This window comes from Flammeovirga pectinis (assembly GCF_003970675.1).
Classification (GTDB): Bacteria; Bacteroidota; Bacteroidia; order Cytophagales; family Flammeovirgaceae; genus Flammeovirga; species Flammeovirga pectinis.
On the sequence record NZ_CP034562.1, the window covers coordinates 1,004,529 to 1,027,160 of the forward strand.

A 22,632-nucleotide genomic window follows, 5' to 3' on the forward strand; every position below is an offset into this window, starting at 1 on the left:
TTAACCAGCATTAGCATGAAACCTGCTTGGACTGTTTTTCATACGCATACACTTTTTTGCGATGGAAAATCACAATTAGAACAATACATTGAGGCTGCCATTGAATTAGGTATAAAAGCCTATGGATTTTCTTCGCATTCCCCAGTTCCATTTGATACAACATGGAATATGAAACGTGAAAAATTGAATGACTACCTTAAAGAGATCGAACGTTTAAAAGATAAATACAAAGGTCGTATCCAAATTTATGCAGGTCTAGAAGTAGATTATGTACCAGAAGAATGTGGGGTGCATTCTTTCCCTCAAATAGACTATTCTATTGGTTCTGTTCATTTTGTAGAGCAGAACGATGAAGGAGAATATTGGGAAATAGACAATACAAAAACGATTTTCAGAAAAGGCTTAAAAGAGGTTTTTGAAGATGATATTAAAGCAGCTGTTGAAGATTACATTGCATTAAATATTGAAATGCTTCAAAATGACACTCCCGATGTATTAGGGCATTTAGATAAAATTAAAATGCACAATACAACAGAAAAATTATTTGATGAAAACGATAAATGGTATCAAGATTTAATGACGGAATACCTAGAAGAAATTAAAGCTTCTAAGGTTATTGCAGAAGTAAATACAAGAGGTTTATATAAAGGATATTCTGATTTATATCCTAGCCCTTGGGTATTAAAAAGAATGAAGGAAATGAAAATACCAATCACCCTTCAGTCTGATGCACATACAACAGGCGAGATTTTAAAAGGATTTACAGAAACTGCAAAAATCTTAAAAGAGATAGGTTTTACGGAGCTTCATAGCCTTTGGGATAATAAATGGCAACCTTTTAACTTTGATGAAAGAGGCCTATTTATTTAATAGCTTTTTTGATTTATGGACTATTTGATAAAAGGAAATTAATGTAATTGTTCTTTTATCAAATGGCCTATATTAGCTTCTTTATTTGTAGGGTTTTCAATATACTTTTTTATTGCAAAAGTGGTCGATTCAAATGCAATAGCATCCCAAGGAATATCTTTAATTTCGAAAAGCTCTACATCAATACTTTCAGAAGTAACTTTAGAAAATTGGTCTGAAGATAACGCAACGAGATAAATCAAATACACTTGATTGTAATTAGGTAAAGAAAATACAGTGTGTAGATGTTTTGCTTCACCTTTAGCATGTGTTTCTTCATATAATTCCCTTAATGCACCATCATTTGGTGTTTCACCATTTTCTAGAAAACCTGCAGGTAAATTCCAATAGCCATACCTAGGTTCTATCGCTCTTTTCCCTAAAAGAATTTTCCCATCATAAATAGGTAAACAACCAGCAATAACTCTTGGGTTTTGATAATGAATAGTATCGCATTCATTACACACAAAACGTTGTTTTTGATCACCTTCAGGAATAATGTATTCTAGTTTGCTGTTACCGCAATTGCTGCAAAAATTCATAGCGTTTACTTTTTTAAAATATGTTTAGCTAAAAATATTCAATTTTTTTTGAAAAAACTTCATTCTAATAAGAATAGATACTTTTATACGAATATAAAGTAACTTACTTTTGACAGTATTTAAAACACTAAGTATTTTACATCGAAACCGTATTAACACAAAATATAAATCAAGTATGTCAGAAAACGTAATACGCAAAAAGGACTCTTTGGAATATCATGAAAAACCTATTCCAGGAAAAATTGAAGTAGTCCCAACTAAGAAGACAAAAACACAAAGAGATTTATCATTAGCGTATTCTCCAGGAGTAGCAGATCCATGTTTGGAAATTGCAAAAAACAAGGAGGACGTTTATAAATATACAGCAAAAGGTAACCTTGTAGGGGTAATATCGAATGGTACAGCAGTATTAGGTTTAGGAGATATTGGTCCTGAAGCATCTAAACCAGTAATGGAAGGTAAAGGTGTCCTTTTTAAAATTTTTGCAGGAATTGATGTTTTCGATATTGAAATTGATGCAAAAGACCCAAAGAAATTTATTGAAGCGGTTAAAACAATGGAGCCTACTTTTGGTGGGATCAATTTAGAAGATATAAAAGCACCAGACTGTTTTGAAATCGAGCAGACATTAAAGAAGGAAATGAATATTCCTGTAATGCACGATGATCAACACGGTACGGCAATTATTTCTGGCGCAGCATTAATAAATGCAGCAGAAATAATAGGAAAAGACCTTAAAGATTTGAAAGTGGTAGTTTCTGGTGCAGGAGCCTCAGCAGTATCATGTATCAATATCTTTTTTGAATTAGGTGTTGAACGTAAGAATGCTATTGTTTGTGATAGTAGAGGTGTAATAAGAAAAGATAGAGAAGATTTATCAGGTAAGAAACTTGATTTAGCAACAGCTACGGATGTACATACATTAGAAGAAGCATTGGTAGGAGCTGATGTTTTCCTTGGTCTATCAAGAGGTAATGTAATGACACCAGCAATGTTACTTACAATGGCAAAAGATCCAATTGTATTTGCATTAGCTAATCCAACTCCAGAAATTGCTTACGATTTAGCAATGAGTACGCGTGATGATGTAATGATGGCAACAGGCCGTTCAGATCATCCTAACCAAGTGAATAACGTTTTAGGTTTTCCATATATTTTTAGAGGTGCTTTAGATGTACGTGCTACAGAAATTAACGAGCCTATGAAATTAGCTTGTGTACGCGCTATTGCAGAATTAGCAAAAGAGCCAGTACCAGAAACGGTAACTCAAGCCTATAATGTAGATCGTTTAGTATTTGGTCGTGAATACTTTATTCCAAAACCACTTGATACTAGATTACTTACTACGGTTGCTCCTGCAGTTGCTAAAGCAGCGATGGAAACAGGCGTAGCAAAAGCAGTAATCGACGATATGGAAGCGTACAAGGAAGAACTTATTAAAAGAATGGGTTCTGGTAACGATATCATGCGTCGTTTATCTGTTAAAGCAAGTTCTGAACGTAAAAAAGTTGTATTTGCAGAAGCAGATAACCCGCATATTTTACGTGCAGCTCGTATTGCTATGGATGATGGTATTATCGAACCAATTCTATTGGGTAGAAGATCTAGAATTCGTGCAATGATTGAAGCACTTGAATTAGATGAGTTATTAAAAGTTCAAATCATAAACCCTCGTGTAGAAGAAGTTACAGAAAAAAGAGAGTATTATGGTGAAAGATATTATTCTAAACGTCAACGTATGGGAGCAACACTCTACGAAGCACAAGAATTAATGTCTAAAAGGAGTTACTTTGCTGCAATGATGGTTGAGGTAGGTGATGCTGATGCTATGATAGCAGGTTTAGGTAGAAATTATATTTCTTCTCTAGCTCCTGCATTAAGAGTAATTGGTACAGAAGAAGATCAGCCAGTAGCTACAATGTATATGGTACTTACAGATAAAGGACCATTGTTCTTAGCTGATACAACGATGATCGAAGATCCAACAGCAGAAGAAATTGTAGATATTACAGAAGCAGTTGCAGTAAGAGTAAAAGAATTCTTTAAGCTTGATCCAAGAGTTGCATTATTAAGTTACTCTAACTTCGGATCATCTAAAAAGGGTAAAGATGCTACTAAAATGAGAAAAGCGAGAGAGATCTTAAAACAACGTAACCCTGAGTTACCTGTTGATGGTGATATTCAAGCTAACTTTGCTTTAGACCCTCAGAAAACAAAAGAAACATTCCCGTTCTCTGATTTGGCTGAAGCAGCAGCAAATATATTAATTTTCCCTAACCTATCGGCTGCCAATATTGCTTTGAAATTATTGGAAGAAGTAGCAGGGACAAATACAGTAGGACCAATTGTTATGGGCATGAACAAACCAGCTCATATTTTGCAAATGGGTGCTAATGTGCAACAAATTGTAGATATGATTACAATCGCAAATTTAGATGCTCAACAGCTCTAGAAATGAGATAATTGTAATAATATGAACTTTTTTAAGGGGTATTTTTAAAAAATACCCCTTTTTCTTTTAAATCATTTATTAAATGTTTAAAATTGCGTGAGACTATTTTGTAATGGTCTTTTTATTTTGATTATTACTCTACTAATTCGATAGAGAATAAGGTATTAAATGTAATCATAACACTGTCACGCACTATGAGGAGTTTTAGAACTGAACTAGAAAACGAAATTGTCGAAAAAGACATACTAGATTTAGAAAAGAAGATTAGATTATTTCATGAAGGAAACATTGATGACGATAAGTTTCGTAGTCTTCGTTTAGCACGTGGCGTTTACGGCCAACGTCAAGCGGGAGTACAGATGATCAGAATCAAGATCCCTTACGGTAAACTAACAACAAGACAATTAAACAGAATTTGTGAAGTATCTGACCAATATTCAAATGGTAAGTTACACATCACAACAAGACAAGATATCCAAATTCACTACGTAAGTCTTGATGACTCTCCAGCTTTATGGTCTGAGTTAGAAAAAGATGAAGTGACTTTGAGAGAAGCATGTGGTAATACTGTTCGTAATATCACAGCATCGGAGAAAGCAGGTATCGATCCAAACGAACCTTTTGATGTTACTCCTTATGCACACGCTGCATTTGAGTACTTCTTGCGTAATCCTATCTGTCAGGAAATGGGACGTAAGTTCAAAATTGCTTTTTCATCTTCGGAATCAGATACTGCATTTGCATTTATTCATGATGTAGGAGCTATTCCAGTTGTAAAAACTGTTGATGGAAAAGAAGTTAGAGGATTTAAAGTATTAATTGGTGGTGGTTTAGGTGCACAACCTTACATGGCTGAAACTGCTTATGAATTCTTAGAAGAAGAAAAATTAATTCCTTTTACAGAAGCATTAGTACGTGTTTTCGATCGTTTTGGCGAACGTAACCGTAGAATGAAAGCAAGAATGAAATTCTTACTACAAGATATTGGTAAGGAAGAATTATTACGTCTTGCAGAAGAGGAAAGATTAGCACTTAAAAATCAAGAAATTTGGGTAGATAGATCTAAAGTAGATTCTGTTGTTTTACCTAAAGAACATACTTCTGTAGAAGTAGAAATTCTTGATCAAAAGAAATACGACAAGTGGTTAAATGCCAATGTATTTGAACAAAAACAAAAAGGTTTCTTTGGTGTATTAGTTCGTTTACAATTGGGTAACTTTGATACTGCTACAGCTAGAAAATTAATCAAGATTGTAGAGAAGTATACTGCTGATGATATTCGTTTAACAATCCGCCAAGGTTTATTATTGAAATTTATAAGCAAAGAAGATCTTCCTGCTTTATTCAATGAACTTGATGCAATTGGATTTGCTGAACCTGGTTACGATACAACAACAGATATTACAGCTTGTCCTGGTACGGATACGTGTGTATTAGGTATTTCAAGTAGTACTGGTATTGCTCGTGTTTTAGAAGATTTGATTAAAGTAGAATATCCTGATTTAATCACGGACGATACTTTCAAAATAAAAATTAGTGGTTGTCCTAACGCTTGTGGACAGCATACTATTGCTCAGTTTGGTATTCATGGTAGTTCTTTACGTAACAAAGAGAACAAAATGCAATTACCTGCGGCTCAAATTTTACTAGGTGGTGGTTTTGATGGTAATGGTAATCCTCATATTGCAGACAAGGTAATTAAAATACCAAGTAAGCGTATTGAAGATGCTTTCCGTTCTATTGTAGATGATTACGATCAGAATTCTACAGAAGGAGAATACTATGTAGATTACTACAAACGCCAAGGTAAAGATTACTTCTACGAGTTATTAAAGCCATTACATTCTTTAGAAAACTTAGAGCCTTCAGATTATTTAGATTGGTATACTCAAGACGATAAATTCCAATTGCATAAAGCCGTAGGTGAATGTGCAGGTGTAATTATTGACTTAGTACAAACTCTAATCTTTGAAGCAGAAGAGAAAGTAGGTTGGTCTGAAGAGGCATTTAAGAAAGGTCTTTTTGCAGATTCAGTTTACCATGCTTATGCAGGTTACGTAAGTGCAGCTAAGGCGTTGTTACTTGATAAAAAAGTAAAATTAAATAGCCAAGCTACAGTTATTAATCGTTTTGCAGAACATTACGATGAGCGTTTCAATTTTGCTGAAGGAACTTTTGTTGATCATGTTTTAAGAATCAATAAAAACGAACCTACAGAAGAATTTGCAGCACTTTATTTATCAGAAGCAAAAGTTTTCTTAAACGACGTAAGTGAGTTGAGAAAGCAAGATCTTGCTGCTACCGAAGCTTAAATTAACAAACTGACAAACTTTAAACGCACCGATCTCATGACAAAGACAATACAACCAGAGTTAACCCTTGTAGGGGCTGGAATCGGCGATCCCGATTTAATCACAATGAAAGGCATTAAAGCTTTAAGAAGAGCAGATGTTGTTTTATATGATGCCCTTGTATGTGAGGAATTGTTAGAGTATGCACCTCAGGCAAAAAAAATCTATGTGGGTAAAAGAGTGGGACAACATTCTTTTAAACAAGAAGAAATTAATCGTCTGATTGTATCTAATGCATTTGGTGGAGGTCACGTTGTGCGTTTAAAAGGTGGTGATCCTTTTGTTTTTGGTAGAGGACATGAAGAAATGGTCTATGCACAAGAACATGGGATTAGAGTTAATTTAGTACCAGGTATTAGTAGTTCTGTTGCAGCACCTGCTTTACAAGGTATTCCGGTAACACGTAGGGGTGACAGCCAAAGTTTTTGGGTGATTACTGGAACAACTAAAGAAGGCGAGGTGTCTAAAGATATTGCTTTGGCAGCACAATCTTCTGCTACCGTTATCATATTAATGGGAACAAAGAAGATTGATCAGATTATGGACAGTTTCAAAGCGGCAGGGAAAGAAGATACTCCTGTAGCTATTATTCAACACGCTTCTACTCCTCATGAGCGTATTGGATTAGGAAAAGTACATACTATAGCTGACATAATGCGTGAAAAAGACTTAGGTTCTCCTGCTGTAATTGTAGTAGGAGAAGTTGTTAAGCACCATGCTCAATATCCTAAAGCATTATCAGAAGTAGTGGCAAAAGCTACTGTAACAGTCTAATTAGATCTTAGAAAATATATCAAGTTATCAGTGGATACGTGGCGTTTGTGTGTTTATTGAAGTTTTATCAAAAGCAGACAATCGGTTAGTGGTTCAACAGTTCTCGTTACGTACCACTGATGACTTATTTTTTACATATTAGAAATCCATTATCTTGCAGCTATGAACGAAATGTTTCCTATTTTTATTAAAATGTCTGAAATCTCCACATTAATTGTTGGTGGAGGAAATGTAGGGCACGAAAAATTAGCTGCAATCTTAAAAAATAGTCCAAATGCTGTAGTAACAGTAGTCTCTACAACTTTTGGAGAAGAGCTTTTAGATTTAGCAAAAGATTTTCCATCGGTAACACTTGTAGAAAGACCGTTTGAAATGTCAGATTTAGATAATCATCACATTGTATTATGTGCAACTGATAGTTATGAGTTGCATGTTGATATACAAAAGGAATGTAACAAACGTAAGATGCTCGTTAATGTTGCTGATACTCCTCCTTTATGTGATTTCTATTTAGGTTCAGTTGTATCTAAAGGAGATTTAAAGATTGGTATTTCTACAAATGGAAAATCTCCAACTTTAGCAAAAAGAATGAGGGAGTTTTTAGAAGATGCTTTACCTAGTGAAACTCAACAACTATTAGATAATTTAAAAGGAATTAGAGATAGTTTAAAAGGAGATTTTGCTGATAAAGTGAAACAATTAAATGATATCACTCAGCAAGTGTTTGATAAAAAAGAATAACTAAAAAAGCTGTATCAAAAATTAATTTCGATACAGCTTTTTTTATTTTATTTTTATTGATTTTCCTTCTTTTGTAACCCAAATAGGAATTGAACTATTATTTATTATTTCTCCGTTTTCAATTGTACTATTCTGAATAGCTAATATATAATCCACATATTCTGCTGCTCCTACATACCAAATATCATCTTTTCTACCTACCTCTTGACAAATTCTTTTCATCATTTCCCAATTGTTATCTGGTTTACCCTGATCAAATTCCCAACTGTGTCCCCAAAGTACATAAACTGTAGGATTGGTAGGAACTAACGAAATGTACTCCTTAATAGATGGTAGTGCATTAGAATGATGTGATGTTGGATGCCATACAAGTAAGCTATCGGGTAAATCAAAGGAGTAAGTACTTATTACTGTTCTCGCATTTGTTATTTCTGATGTAGTAAGAGTTTTGATTACAAAATCATTGTAAGCTCCAAAGGGGTAGGCCATACTTTTTACTTTATAGTCAACCAAATCAGATAAATATTTTGCATCACCAATTACTTCATTAATAATTTCAGCTTCTTTATTAATTGTATTTAGTGCGGGGTGGTTTACGGTATGAACAGCAACCTCGTGGCGACGATAAATACTTTTTATGTCAGATGATTTTATATAATTTCCTTCCTGACCAATTAAGTCGTTTAACCATGGAGCAGTACTTCCCATCAATCCAGAATTTAGATTAAATGTACCTTTAATATGGTATTTATCAAGTAATTTAATTAGATGTATATCCTGTTTTAGGCCATCGTCATAACTTAAAATCACAGCTTTCTTTTTACCATTTGGGTAGGAGAATTTCTTGCTCTCGTAAATAGTAGAAGATTGAGCTCTAATCATTAGAGGGATATAGAATAATACTAAAAAAGAGATCGTTAACTTCATTGTTATTTATTTTCCCAATCGATAAGGTTCTTTTTACTACTAACCAAACCATCTTTATCAACATAAACAAAGTGGCCGTCTACAAATTCAATTCCTGAAACTGCTGCATGATAATGTATTTCTATTAAATTATCTTCAGTCGGAGCAATAGCTTTCCTCGGGTATGCCTTGTTTGCCATAATTCCAGTTCTAAGTTTACAAATTTCTTCTGTGTTTCTGTAGTTTCCATTTGTAATTATTCCTTCCCATTCTTGGTGCATTAAAGCAAAAACGAGTTCATCATCAATAACGGCATTATCTGTATCAGCTATCCATTCAATAACAAGTACTTTCCCTTTTCCATTTTCTTCTTCAATTCTGTCAAAAATAACTTTTCTATTGTTCGTTTTTATACAAAGAACACTTCCATGAAAAGAATCTTTTTCAGTGATAGATTGAAGCCCAATTTCTCCAACTCGTATGTTATCAGAAAATTTATCACAAAGGGTAGTTGTTTTAACTTTTGTACCGCTATCAAAGGCTTTATTTTCTAAAAATTTAATAGAGTCTTTAACTGATTTATCAGGAATTTCTTCCATTGCAATATGTCCCACACCTTCATAAATAATCAATTCTGAATTGGGTAGACTGAATTGAAATTTATAGGCATTAGCTAATGGAATCCAATGATCTTTTTCTCCCCAAATGATTAAAGTTGGCGTGTCTAAATCTTTTAAACTAGAGGAATTATCAGTTACACCACTATTAGCAAGATTTAAAAAAGCTTCTTTATTTCCTTTTCGTGCAAATAGTTCGTGATAACGTGTTGTTGTTGTAGGCTCTAATCTATTTGCATCACCGTAGGCATTCTTTAAGAAAAATTCAATAAATGTTTTAGGTGCTTTTACATATTCTGCAAAGCCATGAAAAAGTTTAAATTCTTTTATTATAGGATTTTGAACCAATTTGTAAAGTAGAGGAATAGATTGTTTGTCGTTAAAACCGGCAGCGTCTAACAAGATTAATCTCCTAACTTTTTCTTTAAAACGGTAGGCGTATTCCCAAGCTATCCATCCTCCTAATGACGATCCTGCCAAATAAAACTTATTAATTTCTAAGCGTTTCAAAAAACGATCTAGAAAATCTAAATAGATTTCTACGGAATAACTTTTATCAGGTCTTGGTCCAGTTAAAGCGAAACCAGGTAGATCTAAGCGAATAACCTTATATTTTTTCTTTAATGTATCTGTCCATCTATCCCAAGTATGTAAAGAGGCGAAAGTTCCGTGAAGCAAAACAATCGGGAAACCTTCTCCTTCTACTTTATAATGAACTTTCATTCCATCAATTTCCATAAATTGAGAAACGTTATCTGTATATTTTTCAAATAGATCAATAGCCATAAACTGGAGAGTAATTTAGATTGAAATGAATTTTACACTTTAATTTAAAATTATTTATCGAAGATGGGTCTGTGATATAAATAATTAGTTAAACAAGTTAATATTATAGAGTGAATATTTACTCATCTATATAGAATTTATTTATTGAAACGGTATTACATTTGGTTTCATAGGTTTGAAATCTTGTAATGGTAAATCAATTTCTGTAGATAACGAGATTTCTACAGCAGAGTTATTAAAATTAGCATTAGGGTAGTATTGAATTTCCAAAGCAAATGTATTAAATACTAAGTTCTCATTTCTTGTTCTGATACCAGCACCTATAGAAGAAAAGAAGTTATCATGAGAGATAGAAACTCCTTCTTTATCATTTAACATACCAAATTGAAAATTTTGAAAAACAGCAAACTTAAACCCATAAAAAAACCATTTTGTAAACCATACATTTTCCTGTTTTATGCGTAACCTTTGCGTCCCTTTTTTAGAATTTCTTCTTATCTGAAAATCAGTATAAAGATCACTTTGATCAAAAAATAAATAATCTCCAGGTACTCTATCAGTACCAGATAATAGGTCTATATCGAGAAAGAAACGTAAGAAGTTATCATTAACGGCAAGAAGGTTTGAAAAGTAATTAAACTGAAGATGAAAAGTCTCTTGTTTGTATTTGTCAACTATAAAAGAACCAAATTCTCCTTGTATTCTAAAGAACCCCCAAGGAGTAAATTGTCCTATTTCTGTATTGAACCCTAGATAAGGTCTAAGGCCAAGAAACTCATTAATTTCAGTACCAGAAGTTACAGAAAATAGCCACCCATTTGGAACATCTTCTGTACGTCCAAAACCTTGTAAGTAACTTAATTTTCTGTAATTTCTTTCGTTAAACGTAACAGAACCTAAATATTGTGATTTGTTTTGGTAGGCGTATAATGTATCAGCACTTACTTGTTCAGGTCTTTCTAATACACTTAGTTTTGCTACTCCACCACTTATAGTTATGTTTCTATTTTTTTCTTTATTTAATTGAAAAGATCTACCCACCCAAGAGCTTGCGTAAGAATATTCTAATTCTTCCCAAAATCTTTGTGTACTATCAATATCAAGATATGCAGAATCAGAAGTAGTATATCCATACCTTGTTCTATTATTTTCTAAATCAACTTCACCAGCCCATTTAGTACTAGAAGTAACAAAATCTTTGTACATTTTTATGTTCCATAGATTCTGTAAGTAATTATTCTCAATATTAACTTCTAAGTCTACAAAAGTACCGTAAACGTTTTGGAATTTGTATTTAAATGCATAACCATATGGGTCAGGTTCATCTGTCTTAACTACTGCGGCTAAGTATACGTATTGGCCTGTACCAATAAAGTTGTTGTCATAAAGTCCTAATTCAAAATCGTTAGTGCCATTAAAATTACCATCTACACCAATAGTCCACTGATCTTGCGTGAAAATGTAAATGTCTAATTGCATACCATCAACATCACAAGCGTATATTTCAGCATCTTTAATAAAAGGTAGTGCACGTAGTAAACGCTCACTTTCAGAGAGGTCTGTATGGTTTATAGCATCACCAATATTAAAAATTATATTTTTAGAGATAACTTTTTCTTTTGTTTTTGAGTGAACACCATTTGCATATTTTTCTACTCTATTTTCTTTACCACGAGGGTATGGGTGTTTTACATCTGACCCAAAAGGGGGCATTCGTACAATTTTAATACTTCGAACAATTCTGTTTTCAAAACACATTCCATTAGTAAGTAAATTAATACTATCCTGTCTAGTACTTGTTTGATTTCTATTTTTTACAAGCAATAAATTAGAAATTTCTTTGGTGATTCTATTCTTTTGTAGCTTATCTTGGAGATTTTTATAAAAGAAATCAGATTTTAGAATTAGTGAAGAATCATGGTTGAAGAGATTGCTAGGGAGATAAAGAACGGTATCTTTTTGAAATTTATAAACAGAATCTCCTATTACTATAGGTACATACGCCTTAACCTTAACTTGTTGAGTTAAAGTATCTTGATCTTGAGCAAGTCCTTGTATTTGAGTAAATAAGAACAGGAAAAGAAAAAAAATACCGGTTAATTTTCGGTAAAGGTTATAGGCCATTTATTTTTTTTAGAATATATATAGTAATGCAATTTAATAAATTATGATTTTTATCTTTGCTTTTTATTGTCATTCTTAGTGTCGAAACCATAATTCGGTAAAATAGAAGCAAAATTAAGTCAGTTTAAACAGTCTATAATGATTAGATATTTTTCTCTTGGTGTTTTAACAGTTATCGCCTTATTTTTTGGCATAGGAATGTTATTACCGTCAGGTTATTTAGTAAATCAGAAGGTATATATAAATGCACCTCAAAAAGAAGTCTTTGAGTATATTGATAACTTACATAAATGGAATGATTGGGCATTTAAATTAGAAGAAGAGGGTAGTCGGTTGTCTCCTCAATATCTAGGCCCAGATGAGGGAGAAGGTGCAACACACACTTGGATGAGTTATGATGGTTCTAATGCAAAGTTACAAATAACCGCATCCAACCCGTTTGACGAAATTGATTTACAGATGATTACTAATGATGGGGATTTTGTATCAGATATAAAATTTACGATTGAAGGATCTGAAAAAGGTACCATAGTTACTTGGATTGAGAAAGGAGATTTTGGTTTTCAACCTTCTACAAGGGTGATTGCTTTTATTTCTAATTACCAAGAACGAGTAAGCAATCAATACGCTTCTGCATTAGAAGAATTGAAAGTAGCCGTTGAGAAAAAGGAATAAAATGAAAAGCTCCTACAATGACTAGAGTCAAAGTAGGAGCTTTTTAGTATGTAATCTCTCTTATCAATTTATCTTTTGATAATTGAGTGATTAGAGGTATATTCTTAAAAACTAAAATTAGAACTTAAATCCTAAAGTTAATTTCGTTTGATTTGTACTTAATTGTACATCATCAATATCAAAATTTTGAAGTGTTAGTTTACCAAAATTAGATTCTACACCTAAGTAAAGTACTTTATATCTAAAGCCTACACCTACAGAATGAGACATTCCAAAAGCAGTTTCAACATCTTCAACATCTTCAGATCCAACCCAGATATTATTTGGGCGTAGGTTGTAGAAGGCATCAAATCCCATGTCATTATTGATAGCATAAGATACTAAAGGACCAATTTCAACAAGAGCAAGATCTACAACATATAGTGTTGGGTCAGTATCTTTAGATGTAGAATAACTCACATCTAACCAGTTTGCATTAATGGCAATACCAAAATTACCACCTCTGTATACGTACCATTGGTTACCAAATTGAATTCCTAGTGTAGTGTTTAATTCAACACTCCCTCCTAAGTCTTCTCCATCATAACTTGCAGCCAAGTAATCAGATGTTGGAAATCCAAAATTGAATTTTAAACTGAATCCATTTTTAAGAATTTTATTATTCTTTTTTGAAGCTTGAGAGATGACATCTTGTCCTTTTACTTCTTGAGCGGATAGAGACAAGCTAGATACTAAAAGTACTAGCAAAAGGTAAAATAGTTTGTTCAGTTTCATAGTTTGAAGTATTGTTTCAATAGTCTTACGTAAATAAATTGTAACGAATTTAGCAAATATTTTCAAAACACCAACAAGTTGTTAATATTTAAAAAATATATACTTATAACATTATCTCTTGTATTCCACGCGAGCTGTAATTTCTGTTTTACGAAAAGTTCCAGATTGTGAAAGTTCTTGAGTAATGTCAGATGTTGTAATCAATTTATTATCAGTTAAATAGATAATTTAAAAAGAGAGAGTTTGAGCACTTTCACCTGTTTCAGTTAGCATTAATTCAGAACCATCGATAGATCATTGCGTAACTTGATAAATAGCAGTGTTAGGCGATCCAAATACTAAACTATCTGTTGTGTCAAAATACATTACTGTAGAGATATCAGCTGTTCCTTTAGAAGTTAGTGTTCCATCTTCTTTAAATTCTGCTGTGGATATCAATGTTTTCATAAGTACTAACATTTTCAATAGACGAATTATAGTCGTCAGATATTGTTATAGTTAAACTAGATGCTTCCGAATACGTCATTATCCATGTTCCAAGAATGAGGCTATCTTGAGAGGGGTCGGCATCTTCAGTACATGAAGTGAAGAATAAGGCAAAAAGAGTAACAGTAAATAGAAGTTTTAAATTAGATATGATAGTTTATAGTCTGTTAAATTAACATTTAAAAAATGTTTATGATATTATTTTTTTATCCTGAAAAAAAGTATGAATTAGCTATTCACTTCAAAACTATTGCACCTCCAAACCTACCAGTCTGTTCAGGTCCATCTCCTCTAGCAGAGAAAAACCGATTATCGGTAAAAGTATTGAAAGGCATAAACTCAATGTTTTTTGATAAAATACCACATGTTTTACATTGATTTAATTGAGCTGCTTCAATGTCTAAATAAGCTTTTTGTGGATTAGGGTGGGTACAAATAATACTATTATAATCTATAGGGTAGGCCTCTTTAAATATATTGATAACGTCTATTCCAATTTCATAAGTTTCTTTTTTTATGAAAGGGCCAAAAGAGATAATAATTGTATGAGGTGAACAATTAAAATCAGTACCCATCTGCTGAATAGCTTCAGTTAAGATTTTTAATGCAGTGCCTTTCCATCCAGAATGGACGGCACCAATGACATTTTTTACAGGATCAAAGAAAAGGATTGGTGTACAATCGGCGGCTAAAGTTAATAGACCAATATTTTTAACATCGGTAAGCATACCATCTGATGCAGGAAAAGGATTTTGTAGCTTTTTATAGGCTTCAACATTCTTTTCAGTGATAGAATAAATTTTATTAGTATGTTTTTGATCTGCAATGAAAAGTCTATCGCAAACAAGGTTTTCTTTAACTATAGCTCTGTTTTGAAGGACATCTTCAGGTTTGTCATGAATGATGTTTCCTAGATTTAAAGTATCAAAAGGAGGTTGGCTAACTCCCCCTGAACGGGTAGTCACAAAATGGTGAATCTTATCTTTATATTTTTCTAATTGATGAAATTGTAAAGTAGGAATCTTCATTTTGTGACTATTATATTATTTAGACATATGAGAATATATATCTTCTATTGAAATGGTGTTTTCATAGATTGCTTTACCAACCACCACAGAAGGGATATTAGCTTCTTCTAAAGCAATCAGGTCGTCAAATTTACTAACACCACCACTTGCAATAAGTTCAATGTTAGGAAATTCAACCATTACCTCTCTGTAAAGTTCGGTATTAGGGCCTTGCATCATACCATCTTTAGAAATATCAGTACATAGTACTTTTGTAATTCCTTTAGCAGTATAATCTTTTAGGTAATCAAAAAGAGGCAATTTAGAATCTTCCTGCCACCCACTTACAGCAATCATTTTATCTTTTGCATCTGCAGCAAGTATCATTCTATCACTACCAAACTTTTCTATCCAAGAAGTGAATTTTTCTGGCTCTTTAACTGCAATACTACCACAAGTTACCATAGCTGCTCCATGGTCAAATACTTTTTCTAAATCCTCATCAGATTGGATTCCTCCACCAAAATCAACAATTAAAGAAGTATTAGAAACAATTCTATCTAGTACACCATAATTAACGACATGCTTCACTTTAGCACCATCTAAATCAACCAAATGCAAACGCTTAATACCAGCACCTTCAAAGCTTTTAGCTACTTCTAAAGGATCTTCTGCATATACTGTTTTTTGTGCGTAATCACCTTGAGAAAGGCGTACAAGTTTACCGTCGATTAAATCGATAGCAGGAATAATGTCTATTTTGTGTGACATATTAGATATTTGTTAGAAAGTTTTGAATAATTTTTTGACCTATTTCTCCACTTTTTTCAGGGTGAAATTGAGCTGCATAAAAATTATCTTTATGTAACGATGCACTATAAGGATTTACATAGTCTGTTACAGCAATAGTGTTTTCACAAAGTTCTGCATAGTAACTATGTACATAGTAAACGTAATCGTGATCTTCAAGGCCTTTGTATAAAGGTGTTTTTAGATCATGTATATTGTTCCATCCCATATGAGGAACTTTTAAAGTTTTGCTTTCGAATTTTTTGACATTCGTATCAAAAATCCCTAAGCAATCAGTATTTCTTTCTTCTGAATGATTACACATTAATTGTAATCCCAAGCAAACCCCTAAAGTAGGCTGTTTTAAATCTTTAATTAGCGTATCTAGATTACGTTCTTTTAAGTAATCCATTGCTGATTTTGCTTCACCAACCCCAGGGAAGATTACCTTATCGGCACTCATTAATTCCTCAGCGTTGTCTGTCAAGATCGGATCAATTCCCAAGCGTTGCAAAGCATAACGTACCGACTGTACGTTTCCTGCATTGTATTTTATTATGGCAACTTTCATCTTACAGAATAGTTTAAAAGTAGTTTGTGCTTTTCAGCAATTATATTTTAATTCAAAATTAAGATTCTTTCTATAGAATGAAAAAAACATTAGAATATTTAATAAAAAAGGGGGATATCTATGCCTATATTACATAGATATCCCCTTCAAATTGTGAATTTTGATAAATTCTAGAAAGCTAAATAGTAGGTATCATACGCGTCAAGTTCGATAGGAGTACCGTTCTGATCTGCTTTTTTCATATTTAGATTAATTGTTTTGCCTGAAATTAGATCTCTGGCTTTCACATCAGAATCTTCAGAAGCATTTATTATTTTAATTACTTCTGTTGGGATAATGACATCACTAAGTACCTTCTTATTTTCAAAATTTGCAATTACTAAGACTCTCTCATTTTCAGAATATCTAATAAAAGCATAGGTCTTATCAACGTCATAATTTGCGTTTGTTCTATTAAATTGTTGCAAATCAATTAGGTCACCTTTACGGATAGCCTCACTATTTTTTGCAGCATTTAATAAACTCTTGTATCGTTTTCTTAGTGTGCGTTGAGCATCTGATAGTTGTCCTCCATCATATTTATGGTTGTTTACCCATTTTTGATGTTCAGGAATACCCCAATAATCAAAAATTGTAGACCTCCCATCATCTCCACTAAAACCGGATTCTCCTTTAGCAGGTTCTCCAACTTCTTGACCAAAATAGACCATTACCGGTCCGCTACCTAAAGCAGCACTAACAGCCATACCTGGAATACCTGGAAGTGGATTGTTAGAAAATTCTTTAGATGCAATTCTTTGTTCATCATGGTTTTCTAAGAAACGTAACATGTGGTTATTGAAACCATCCATACCTTTCCAGACATTTGTTAAGTGAGAAAGTGATGAACCAGGTCTATCTTCCATTACCGCTCTTAACGAATCGTAAACACCTACTTTGTCGTATAAATAATCAAATTTACCTGTGAAGATGTAATTTTTATATTCGTTAGGGTTGTACACTTCTGCAATGAAACGAATGTTAGGATTAATTTTTTTGATTTGAGGAATCATCCATGCCCAATATTCAACAGGAACCATTTCAGACATATCACAACGGAAACCATCTACTCCTTTATTAGTCCAATAAGTAAGAATAGCTAATGTTTTTTTCCATGTAGAAGGAACATCACCGTTTACATCAAATACTTTTTCACCATTTCCAGAAATATGATTTACACCATAATTTAAACGCACTGTTTCAAACCAATCATTTACAGTAGGGGCATCTGTAACAGCACCATTTCCAGAAACCTTAGCAGGAACTTCTTTAAATTTTCCGTCTGATGTAGGGAATTTATCACCACCTAAAGGAACATAACCACTAGGAACTTTAAAAGGCTTACCTGGTATATAGTAGAAATTGTTATTCGGATCAAACCCAACTTTTGTATTGTCTGATTTTCCTAAATCTTCAACTCCTTTTGGTGCTTTATCAGAGTGGTATTTACGTGCAACATGATTTGGAACAAAATCAACAATTACTTTTAAGCCATTGTCATGTGTTCTTTTTATTAATGCTTCAAACTCTTCTACACGGTTAGTTACATTGTTGGCTAAATCAGGGTTTACATCATAGTAATCTTTTATAGCATAAGGAGAACCTGCTCTACCTTTTACAACGTCGGCATCGTCTAAAGGAATACCATATTTTCTGTAATCTGTAATAACGGCATGTTCAATAACACCTGTATACCAAACGTGTGTTGCGCCTAAATCTTTGATAGAAGTAAGGGCATTATCATTGATGTCACCAAATTTACCAACACCATTTTCTTTCAGCGTTCCCCATTGTTTATTTGTTGTAGTAGTATTACCAAATAAACGGGTCATCATCTGGTAGATAATGATTTTGTGGTCTTCAATTTTCTCTGTTGAAGCTGAAATTTTTAAGAGTTTATCCACCTTTTCTTTTTCTTTTTTGTCATGAGAAGAACAGCTTGTGAAAAACAAACCAAAAGTGATGGATAATAGAATATAAAATGAGGCGTATTTTTTAATCATTGTCTATGAATTAAAGGGGTTATTTTGAATCAGATTGTTTGTTATAAGGTCTTTTCTGACTTAATAAATTAGCAATTTTATAAAGGTCAACTTTTTCTAAAATGTTATCATACAACTCACGGTGTTGATCTACATTTTTTAGTTCTTCTTGCATTTTTACAGCAACTGTAAAAGGGTTAGTATCTTTAAGTTGCTTACGGATAGTACTGAGATAATCTTTGTCTTTTTTGATTGCATTTAATACAATTTCTTCTATTTCATTCATAAACTTGTAGTTATATATGCAGCGTATTTATATAATTATATACTATATTAACTAAAAAAAATGGTAATTAAAATTGCAAAATAAAGTGATTTTATTTTTATCAAACAGCCAATTGTTAAAAGGAAAATTTAAGTAATAATTACAACCGATTGAGATGGTTTCTATTGATTTTTGTAGACTACAGAATTGTTAAAATCAATTTAAATGGCTAAACTTATAGAATTAACAAAGCAAACAAATATTAAGTAATGAAAACATTATTATTAATTAGACATGCAGAAGCAGAGAATGCTTATTTTGGAGTTGATGATAAACAAAGAGATTTAACACAAGAAGGTTTTTCTCAGGCTTTACATTTAGGTAAAAAGATAAATGAGGGCAATTATATTCCTGAAATTATTTTTTATTCTGATGCGGTTAGAACTACAGAAACAACCAAACTTATTTTAGAACAAATAGATGTTCCAGAAGAAGCAACTTTTGTTGAACCCTCTTTTTATGAGGCCAATGTAGGAAGGCTTTTAGATTTTATAAATCAAAGAAGTGATGAGGCCGATACAATTGCATTAGTGGGACATAATCCTGCAATATCATTTTTAGCAGAGTACTTAACAGGAGAAGATACTGGTAACCTACTGCCTGCAAAATGCCTAGTTATTAGTTTTGATCTAGATTCTTGGGCATTAATATCGCAGGCAACAGGTAGGTCTTTGTCTCGTTATTAATAAAGTAAAGAGGGGAGATGGTTAAAGTTTTCGATTAAGAAATCTGGTTTAACATCTGCTTTATCTGTAAGCTCTTTTCTATACTTTCCAGTTTTAACCTGAATAGCGGTAAGATTTGCCGCTTTTGCTCCTTGTATATCTCCAATAATATCATCACCAATCATTAATAATTGATGGCTAGGAAGATTGATTTTTTCTATAGCAGATTCATAAAAACTTTTATTAGGCTTGCCAATACAAGTTGCTTCGGTATTTGTTGCAAATTCTATCCCTTTAATAAAAGCACCAATGTCTATTCTTAATCCCTCAGAAGCTTTCCAGAATTTACCTTTATGTAAACCAATAATTTTACTCCCATTTAGAACTTTAAGGAATAAATTATTGATCAATTGATAATCCCAATTTTTACCAATATCACTTATAATTATAGCCTCAGGAGTTGTAGTATTAATTATAAAATTGTCTTTAAAAAGAGCTTTGATAGAACTCCCTGCTAACACTTCAATTTCTTTATAACCTTGTGCTATGGTGTAATTTAATGCTGCTAAAGGAGGACTCAATATTTCATTTTCTCCAACAGGTATACCCAATGCAATAAGTTTATGATAAAGTTCTTTTGATGTAACTCCAGAAGTATTTGTCACAAATAAAAACTGATATCCTTTAGATTTTAAAGATTTGATGGTAGCTATTACTCCATCAATAACTATAGAATCGTTATATAAGACACCGTCTAGATCGCACAGTATTCCTTTAATTTGATTTAATTTCATAGGTTATTTTTATCTTTTGATTCGTTCTATTTTTGTATTTAAAATCGTTGATAGTTAATCGTTTATATAATATTAAATATCTTTTGCGTTTATTTTAACTAAACATAACATCAAACGGTTAATACAAACAATGATACTACTTACTGATGTATTACTTTTGTAATTAAATAACATCTAAAGAGTGTATAATGCTGTCACCTTCAAGTGTACGAAAAATTGTATTTTTAGCTGTTGCAGTTTTGCAATCCTGTGCATCTGCAAATTTCTCTCGTGAGTTCGAGAATTCATCTATTCGGTTTAGTCGCCTTACTTCGATGCCTTCTTCTCGTGCCTATATGGGGTATTGCAGTAACGGACAAACAACTTTTGTTATTGGTGGTGAAAGCAGAACAGGAGAAAGTTTTGACAATATTCTTTCTTTTAATACTAAATCAAATTCTTGGAACGAGGTAACGCCTGTACATATTAATGCTGAGAAGAATATTAATAGTGCAATATCTAGTGGCTCTATGTTTTTGTTTAACGGGACTAAAGGGCAGTTAAATAGCCCTTTATCACCCATAGATATTAATGTTAGAGAGGTATCATATAATAATAGAATTCCAAAGGTAGATAATGTGAGTATTAACCCTCAGCCATTATTTAAAGCAGGAATTTGTGAGCATAAAGGATATATTTATTTATATGGTGGAATGGTAGATCATGAAACATATTCAAATACTTTATATCGTTTTAATGCCAAAAAGAAACAGTGGAAACAAATGGCTCACCTTCCAAAACAGATGATTACTTATGGTCAGATTGTAGACAATAAGTTGTATGTTTTTGGTGGTCAGAATGATAAACCTATCGACGAAATTTATATGTATAATATAAAAGTAGATAGATGGGTAAAAGTAGGGAAATTACCAGAACCTATTGTAGATGCTGCAATAACATCTTATAAACATTATATTATTCTGTTTAGTAATGAACAGGTATTTGTGTACGATACACATAAAGGTAGCCTAATGCGTTTCCAAACAAACATTGGAGAATTAAAAGGAATGGGAGCTACTATCTCAAATAATAATTTGATTATATTTGGGGGGATAAAGATCAATAACTCGGGGAAAGAAGTTTTTTCTTCTGCAGTTTATAAACTTGATATCTCTAAAATTATCTCATAATCTAACACGAACTCAAAGGAATTTATGGAAAATTCTACTATTGATATACAAGCATTTTTACGTCAGCACATTAAAACAATGACTCCTTATTCTTCTGCTAGAGATGAATTTGAGGATGTGTCTACTTCAAATATTTTCTTAGATGCTAATGAAAACCCTTATGGTACTGCTTTAGGAGAACCTTATAACAGGTATCCTGATCCATATCAGAGAGCAGTTAAACAAAAGATTTCAGCACTTAAGAATATTCCTACAGAAAATATTTTTCTTGGTAATGGTAGCGATGAACCAATAGACCTTTTGTACAGAGCGTTTGTTGAGCCAAAAGAAGATAATGTAATTATTTTGCCTCCTACATATGGAATGTATAAGGTGAGTGCAGAACTAAATAATGTTGCTTGTAAAGAGGTTACCTTAACAGCAGACCTAGATTTAGATGTTGATGGTATTTTAGAGGCAGTAGATGAAAATACTAAAATTATCTTTGTTTGTTCGCCAAATAACCCAACAGGAAATGCAGTAAGTACCGATAGAATTGTAACTTTAATAGAGCAATTTAATGGTATTGTTGTAGTGGATGAAGCTTACATAGATTTTTCTGCACAAGCTAGTTTTATTCAAAAAATTGAAGACTATCCTAATTTAATTGTGTTACAAACGTTCTCAAAAGCTTGGGGAATGGCAGGGCTTCGTTTAGGGATGATGTTTGCAACTGCAGAAATTGTGCGTGTTTTTAATGTAATTAAGCCACCTTACAATATTAATCAGTTAACACAAGAGAAAGCCTTAGAAGCACTCGATAATGTAGATAAGGTTAAGGATATGGTAGCAAAAATGTTATCGGAAAGAAATAGATTAATAGAGGAATTAAAAAAGATGCCTTTAGTAAAAAATATTTTCCCTTCTGATGCTAATTTTATATTAATTCAAGTTCAGAATGCCGATGAAAACTATCAGACATTGGTAGATCAAGGTATTATTATTAGAAATAGATCAAAAGTTCTTTTATGTGATCAAGGACTGAGAATATCAATAGGAACAAAAGAAGAGAATGATGTTTTATTAGAAAAAATGAAACAACTATAATCACTTCACTCCATAAAAAAAGCATTGAAATTTATCGTTTCAATGCTTTTTTTTTATGAAATATCTAT

The 22,632-nt window shown here is 32.5% G+C and carries 21 protein-coding genes; 9 read left to right on the plus strand and 12 right to left on the minus strand.

The annotated features are described in order from the left end of the window. Positions 1-15: 15 nt before the first annotated feature. Positions 16-870 (plus strand): histidinol-phosphatase, encoded by an 855-nt coding sequence (locus EI427_RS04110; protein ID WP_126611921.1) that lies wholly within the window; start codon positions 16-18, stop codon positions 868-870. A gap of 38 nt (positions 871-908) precedes the next feature. Here EI427_RS04110 and EI427_RS04115 read toward each other — a convergent pair whose 3' ends face one another. After that, positions 909-1,451, minus strand: a complete 543-nt coding sequence (locus EI427_RS04115; RefSeq protein WP_126611923.1) for an NUDIX hydrolase — start codon at positions 1,449-1,451, stop codon at positions 909-911. A 175-nt stretch (positions 1,452-1,626) separates the two neighbouring features. Here EI427_RS04115 and EI427_RS04120 point away from each other — a divergent pair, with 175 nt between their 5' ends. From EI427_RS04120 to EI427_RS04135, 4 genes are all read left to right on the plus strand, one after another. Beyond that, positions 1,627-3,903 carry an NADP-dependent malic enzyme gene (locus EI427_RS04120; RefSeq protein WP_126611925.1) on the plus strand — a complete coding sequence of 759 codons (2,277 nt, stop codon included), beginning with the start codon at positions 1,627-1,629 and terminating at the stop codon, positions 3,901-3,903. 194 nt (positions 3,904-4,097) lie between these two features. Next, entirely contained in the window at positions 4,098-6,215 is a 2,118-nt protein-coding gene (locus EI427_RS04125) for a nitrite reductase (RefSeq protein ID WP_126611927.1), read from the plus strand. A gap of 36 nt (positions 6,216-6,251) precedes the next feature. Then, positions 6,252-7,028: a uroporphyrinogen-III C-methyltransferase gene (cobA, locus tag EI427_RS04130; protein WP_126611928.1), complete on the plus strand. Its 777-nt coding sequence runs from the start codon at positions 6,252-6,254 to the stop codon at positions 7,026-7,028. A gap of 171 nt (positions 7,029-7,199) precedes the next feature. Then, positions 7,200-7,769, plus strand: coding sequence for a precorrin-2 dehydrogenase/sirohydrochlorin ferrochelatase family protein (locus EI427_RS04135; RefSeq protein WP_317125743.1), 570 nt, complete (start codon positions 7,200-7,202; stop codon positions 7,767-7,769). A gap of 42 nt (positions 7,770-7,811) precedes the next feature. Here EI427_RS04135 and EI427_RS04140 read toward each other — a convergent pair whose 3' ends face one another. From EI427_RS04140 to EI427_RS04150, 3 genes are all read right to left on the minus strand, one after another. Then, complete coding sequence (locus tag EI427_RS04140) at positions 7,812-8,696, minus strand: polysaccharide deacetylase family protein (protein WP_126611930.1); 885 nt, start codon at positions 8,694-8,696, stop codon at positions 7,812-7,814. A gap of 2 nt (positions 8,697-8,698) precedes the next feature. After that, positions 8,699-10,078 carry an alpha/beta fold hydrolase gene (locus tag EI427_RS04145; RefSeq protein ID WP_126611931.1) on the minus strand — a complete coding sequence of 460 codons (1,380 nt, stop codon included), beginning with the start codon at positions 10,076-10,078 and terminating at the stop codon, positions 8,699-8,701. A gap of 141 nt (positions 10,079-10,219) precedes the next feature. Next, positions 10,220-12,202 (minus strand): BamA/TamA family outer membrane protein, encoded by a 1,983-nt coding sequence (locus tag EI427_RS04150; RefSeq protein ID WP_126611932.1) that lies wholly within the window; start codon positions 12,200-12,202, stop codon positions 10,220-10,222. Between the two features lie 138 nt (positions 12,203-12,340). On the opposite strand from EI427_RS04150, the gene EI427_RS04155 reads away from it, so the two are divergent. Next, entirely contained in the window at positions 12,341-12,877 is a 537-nt protein-coding gene (locus tag EI427_RS04155) for an SRPBCC family protein (RefSeq protein WP_126611933.1), read from the plus strand. A gap of 117 nt (positions 12,878-12,994) precedes the next feature. On the opposite strand, the gene EI427_RS04160 is transcribed toward EI427_RS04155, so the two are convergent. The 7 genes from EI427_RS04160 to EI427_RS04185 all read right to left on the minus strand — a co-directional run bounded on the left by EI427_RS04160 (position 12,995) and on the right by EI427_RS04185 (position 18,811). Then, positions 12,995-13,651, minus strand: coding sequence for a hypothetical protein (locus EI427_RS04160; RefSeq protein ID WP_126611935.1), 657 nt, complete (start codon positions 13,649-13,651; stop codon positions 12,995-12,997). A 294-nt stretch (positions 13,652-13,945) separates the two neighbouring features. Continuing rightward, on the minus strand, positions 13,946-14,098 hold the full coding sequence (locus EI427_RS25855) for a hypothetical protein (protein ID WP_155523274.1): 153 nt from the start codon (positions 14,096-14,098) through the stop codon (positions 13,946-13,948). A gap of 275 nt (positions 14,099-14,373) precedes the next feature. Continuing rightward, the gene (gene pgeF / locus EI427_RS04165; protein ID WP_126611937.1) at positions 14,374-15,165 is read right to left on the minus strand and encodes a peptidoglycan editing factor PgeF; all 792 of its coding nucleotides are present in this window, start codon (positions 15,163-15,165) and stop codon (positions 14,374-14,376) included. Between the two features lie 15 nt (positions 15,166-15,180). Next, positions 15,181-15,915, minus strand: a complete 735-nt coding sequence (gene hisA / locus EI427_RS04170) for a 1-(5-phosphoribosyl)-5-[(5-phosphoribosylamino)methylideneamino]imidazole-4-carboxamide isomerase (RefSeq protein WP_126611940.1) — start codon at positions 15,913-15,915, stop codon at positions 15,181-15,183. 1 nt (position 15,916) lies between these two features. Beyond that, positions 15,917-16,504 carry an imidazole glycerol phosphate synthase subunit HisH gene (gene hisH, locus EI427_RS04175; protein WP_126611942.1) on the minus strand — a complete coding sequence of 196 codons (588 nt, stop codon included), beginning with the start codon at positions 16,502-16,504 and terminating at the stop codon, positions 15,917-15,919. Positions 16,505-16,674: 170 nt separating this feature from the next. Beyond that, entirely contained in the window at positions 16,675-18,546 is a 1,872-nt protein-coding gene (locus tag EI427_RS04180; RefSeq protein ID WP_126611944.1) for an alpha-amylase family glycosyl hydrolase, read from the minus strand. A 19-nt stretch (positions 18,547-18,565) separates the two neighbouring features. Continuing rightward, positions 18,566-18,811: a hypothetical protein gene (locus EI427_RS04185; protein ID WP_126611946.1), complete on the minus strand. Its 246-nt coding sequence runs from the start codon at positions 18,809-18,811 to the stop codon at positions 18,566-18,568. A gap of 248 nt (positions 18,812-19,059) precedes the next feature. Between EI427_RS04185 and EI427_RS04190 the strand changes: the two genes are divergently transcribed. After that, complete coding sequence (locus EI427_RS04190) at positions 19,060-19,536, plus strand: SixA phosphatase family protein (protein ID WP_126611948.1); 477 nt, start codon at positions 19,060-19,062, stop codon at positions 19,534-19,536. Here the strand turns inward: EI427_RS04190 and EI427_RS04195 are convergent. Further along, positions 19,533-20,309 (minus strand): TIGR01458 family HAD-type hydrolase, encoded by a 777-nt coding sequence (locus tag EI427_RS04195; RefSeq protein ID WP_126611950.1) that lies wholly within the window; start codon positions 20,307-20,309, stop codon positions 19,533-19,535. The genes EI427_RS04190 and EI427_RS04195 overlap by 4 nt on opposite strands. Positions 20,310-20,497: 188 nt before the next feature. On the opposite strand from EI427_RS04195, the gene EI427_RS04200 reads away from it, so the two are divergent. Further along, positions 20,498-21,478, plus strand: coding sequence for a kelch repeat-containing protein (locus EI427_RS04200; protein WP_126611952.1), 981 nt, complete (start codon positions 20,498-20,500; stop codon positions 21,476-21,478). A gap of 24 nt (positions 21,479-21,502) precedes the next feature. Next, entirely contained in the window at positions 21,503-22,564 is a 1,062-nt protein-coding gene (gene hisC, locus EI427_RS04205; protein ID WP_126611954.1) for a histidinol-phosphate transaminase, read from the plus strand. Positions 22,565-22,632 lie beyond the last annotated feature (68 nt).

Excerpts from the sequence above, each read along its gene's own strand:
- hisA (WP_126611940.1), bottom strand. The coding sequence starts at position 15,915 with ATGTCACACAAAATAGACATTATTCCTGCTATCGATTTAATCGACGGT.
- EI427_RS04140 (WP_126611930.1), bottom strand. The coding sequence starts at position 8,696 with ATGAAGTTAACGATCTCTTTTTTAGTATTATTCTATATCCCTCTAATG.
- EI427_RS04160 (WP_126611935.1), bottom strand. The coding sequence starts at position 13,651 with ATGAAACTGAACAAACTATTTTACCTTTTGCTAGTACTTTTAGTATCT.
- EI427_RS04135 (WP_317125743.1), top strand. The coding sequence starts at position 7,200 with ATGTTTCCTATTTTTATTAAAATGTCTGAAATCTCCACATTAATTGTT.
- EI427_RS04180 (WP_126611944.1), bottom strand. The coding sequence starts at position 18,546 with ATGATTAAAAAATACGCCTCATTTTATATTCTATTATCCATCACTTTT.
- EI427_RS04150 (WP_126611932.1), bottom strand. The coding sequence starts at position 12,202 with ATGGCCTATAACCTTTACCGAAAATTAACCGGTATTTTTTTTCTTTTC.
- EI427_RS04185 (WP_126611946.1), bottom strand. The coding sequence starts at position 18,811 with ATGAATGAAATAGAAGAAATTGTATTAAATGCAATCAAAAAAGACAAA.
- EI427_RS04145 (WP_126611931.1), bottom strand. The coding sequence starts at position 10,078 with ATGGCTATTGATCTATTTGAAAAATATACAGATAACGTTTCTCAATTT.
- hisC (WP_126611954.1), top strand. The coding sequence starts at position 21,503 with ATGGAAAATTCTACTATTGATATACAAGCATTTTTACGTCAGCACATT.
- EI427_RS04120 (WP_126611925.1), top strand. The coding sequence starts at position 1,627 with ATGTCAGAAAACGTAATACGCAAAAAGGACTCTTTGGAATATCATGAA.
- EI427_RS04195 (WP_126611950.1), bottom strand. The coding sequence starts at position 20,309 with ATGAAATTAAATCAAATTAAAGGAATACTGTGCGATCTAGACGGTGTC.
- pgeF (WP_126611937.1), bottom strand. The coding sequence starts at position 15,165 with ATGAAGATTCCTACTTTACAATTTCATCAATTAGAAAAATATAAAGAT.
- EI427_RS04125 (WP_126611927.1), top strand. The coding sequence starts at position 4,098 with ATGAGGAGTTTTAGAACTGAACTAGAAAACGAAATTGTCGAAAAAGAC.
- hisH (WP_126611942.1), bottom strand. The coding sequence starts at position 16,504 with ATGAAAGTTGCCATAATAAAATACAATGCAGGAAACGTACAGTCGGTA.
- EI427_RS04115 (WP_126611923.1), bottom strand. The coding sequence starts at position 1,451 with ATGAATTTTTGCAGCAATTGCGGTAACAGCAAACTAGAATACATTATT.
- EI427_RS25855 (WP_155523274.1), bottom strand. The coding sequence starts at position 14,098 with ATGAAAACATTGATATCCACAGCAGAATTTAAAGAAGATGGAACACTA.
- EI427_RS04155 (WP_126611933.1), top strand. The coding sequence starts at position 12,341 with ATGATTAGATATTTTTCTCTTGGTGTTTTAACAGTTATCGCCTTATTT.
- EI427_RS04200 (WP_126611952.1), top strand. The coding sequence starts at position 20,498 with ATGCTGTCACCTTCAAGTGTACGAAAAATTGTATTTTTAGCTGTTGCA.
- EI427_RS04110 (WP_126611921.1), top strand. The coding sequence starts at position 16 with ATGAAACCTGCTTGGACTGTTTTTCATACGCATACACTTTTTTGCGAT.
- cobA (WP_126611928.1), top strand. The coding sequence starts at position 6,252 with ATGACAAAGACAATACAACCAGAGTTAACCCTTGTAGGGGCTGGAATC.
- EI427_RS04190 (WP_126611948.1), top strand. The coding sequence starts at position 19,060 with ATGAAAACATTATTATTAATTAGACATGCAGAAGCAGAGAATGCTTAT.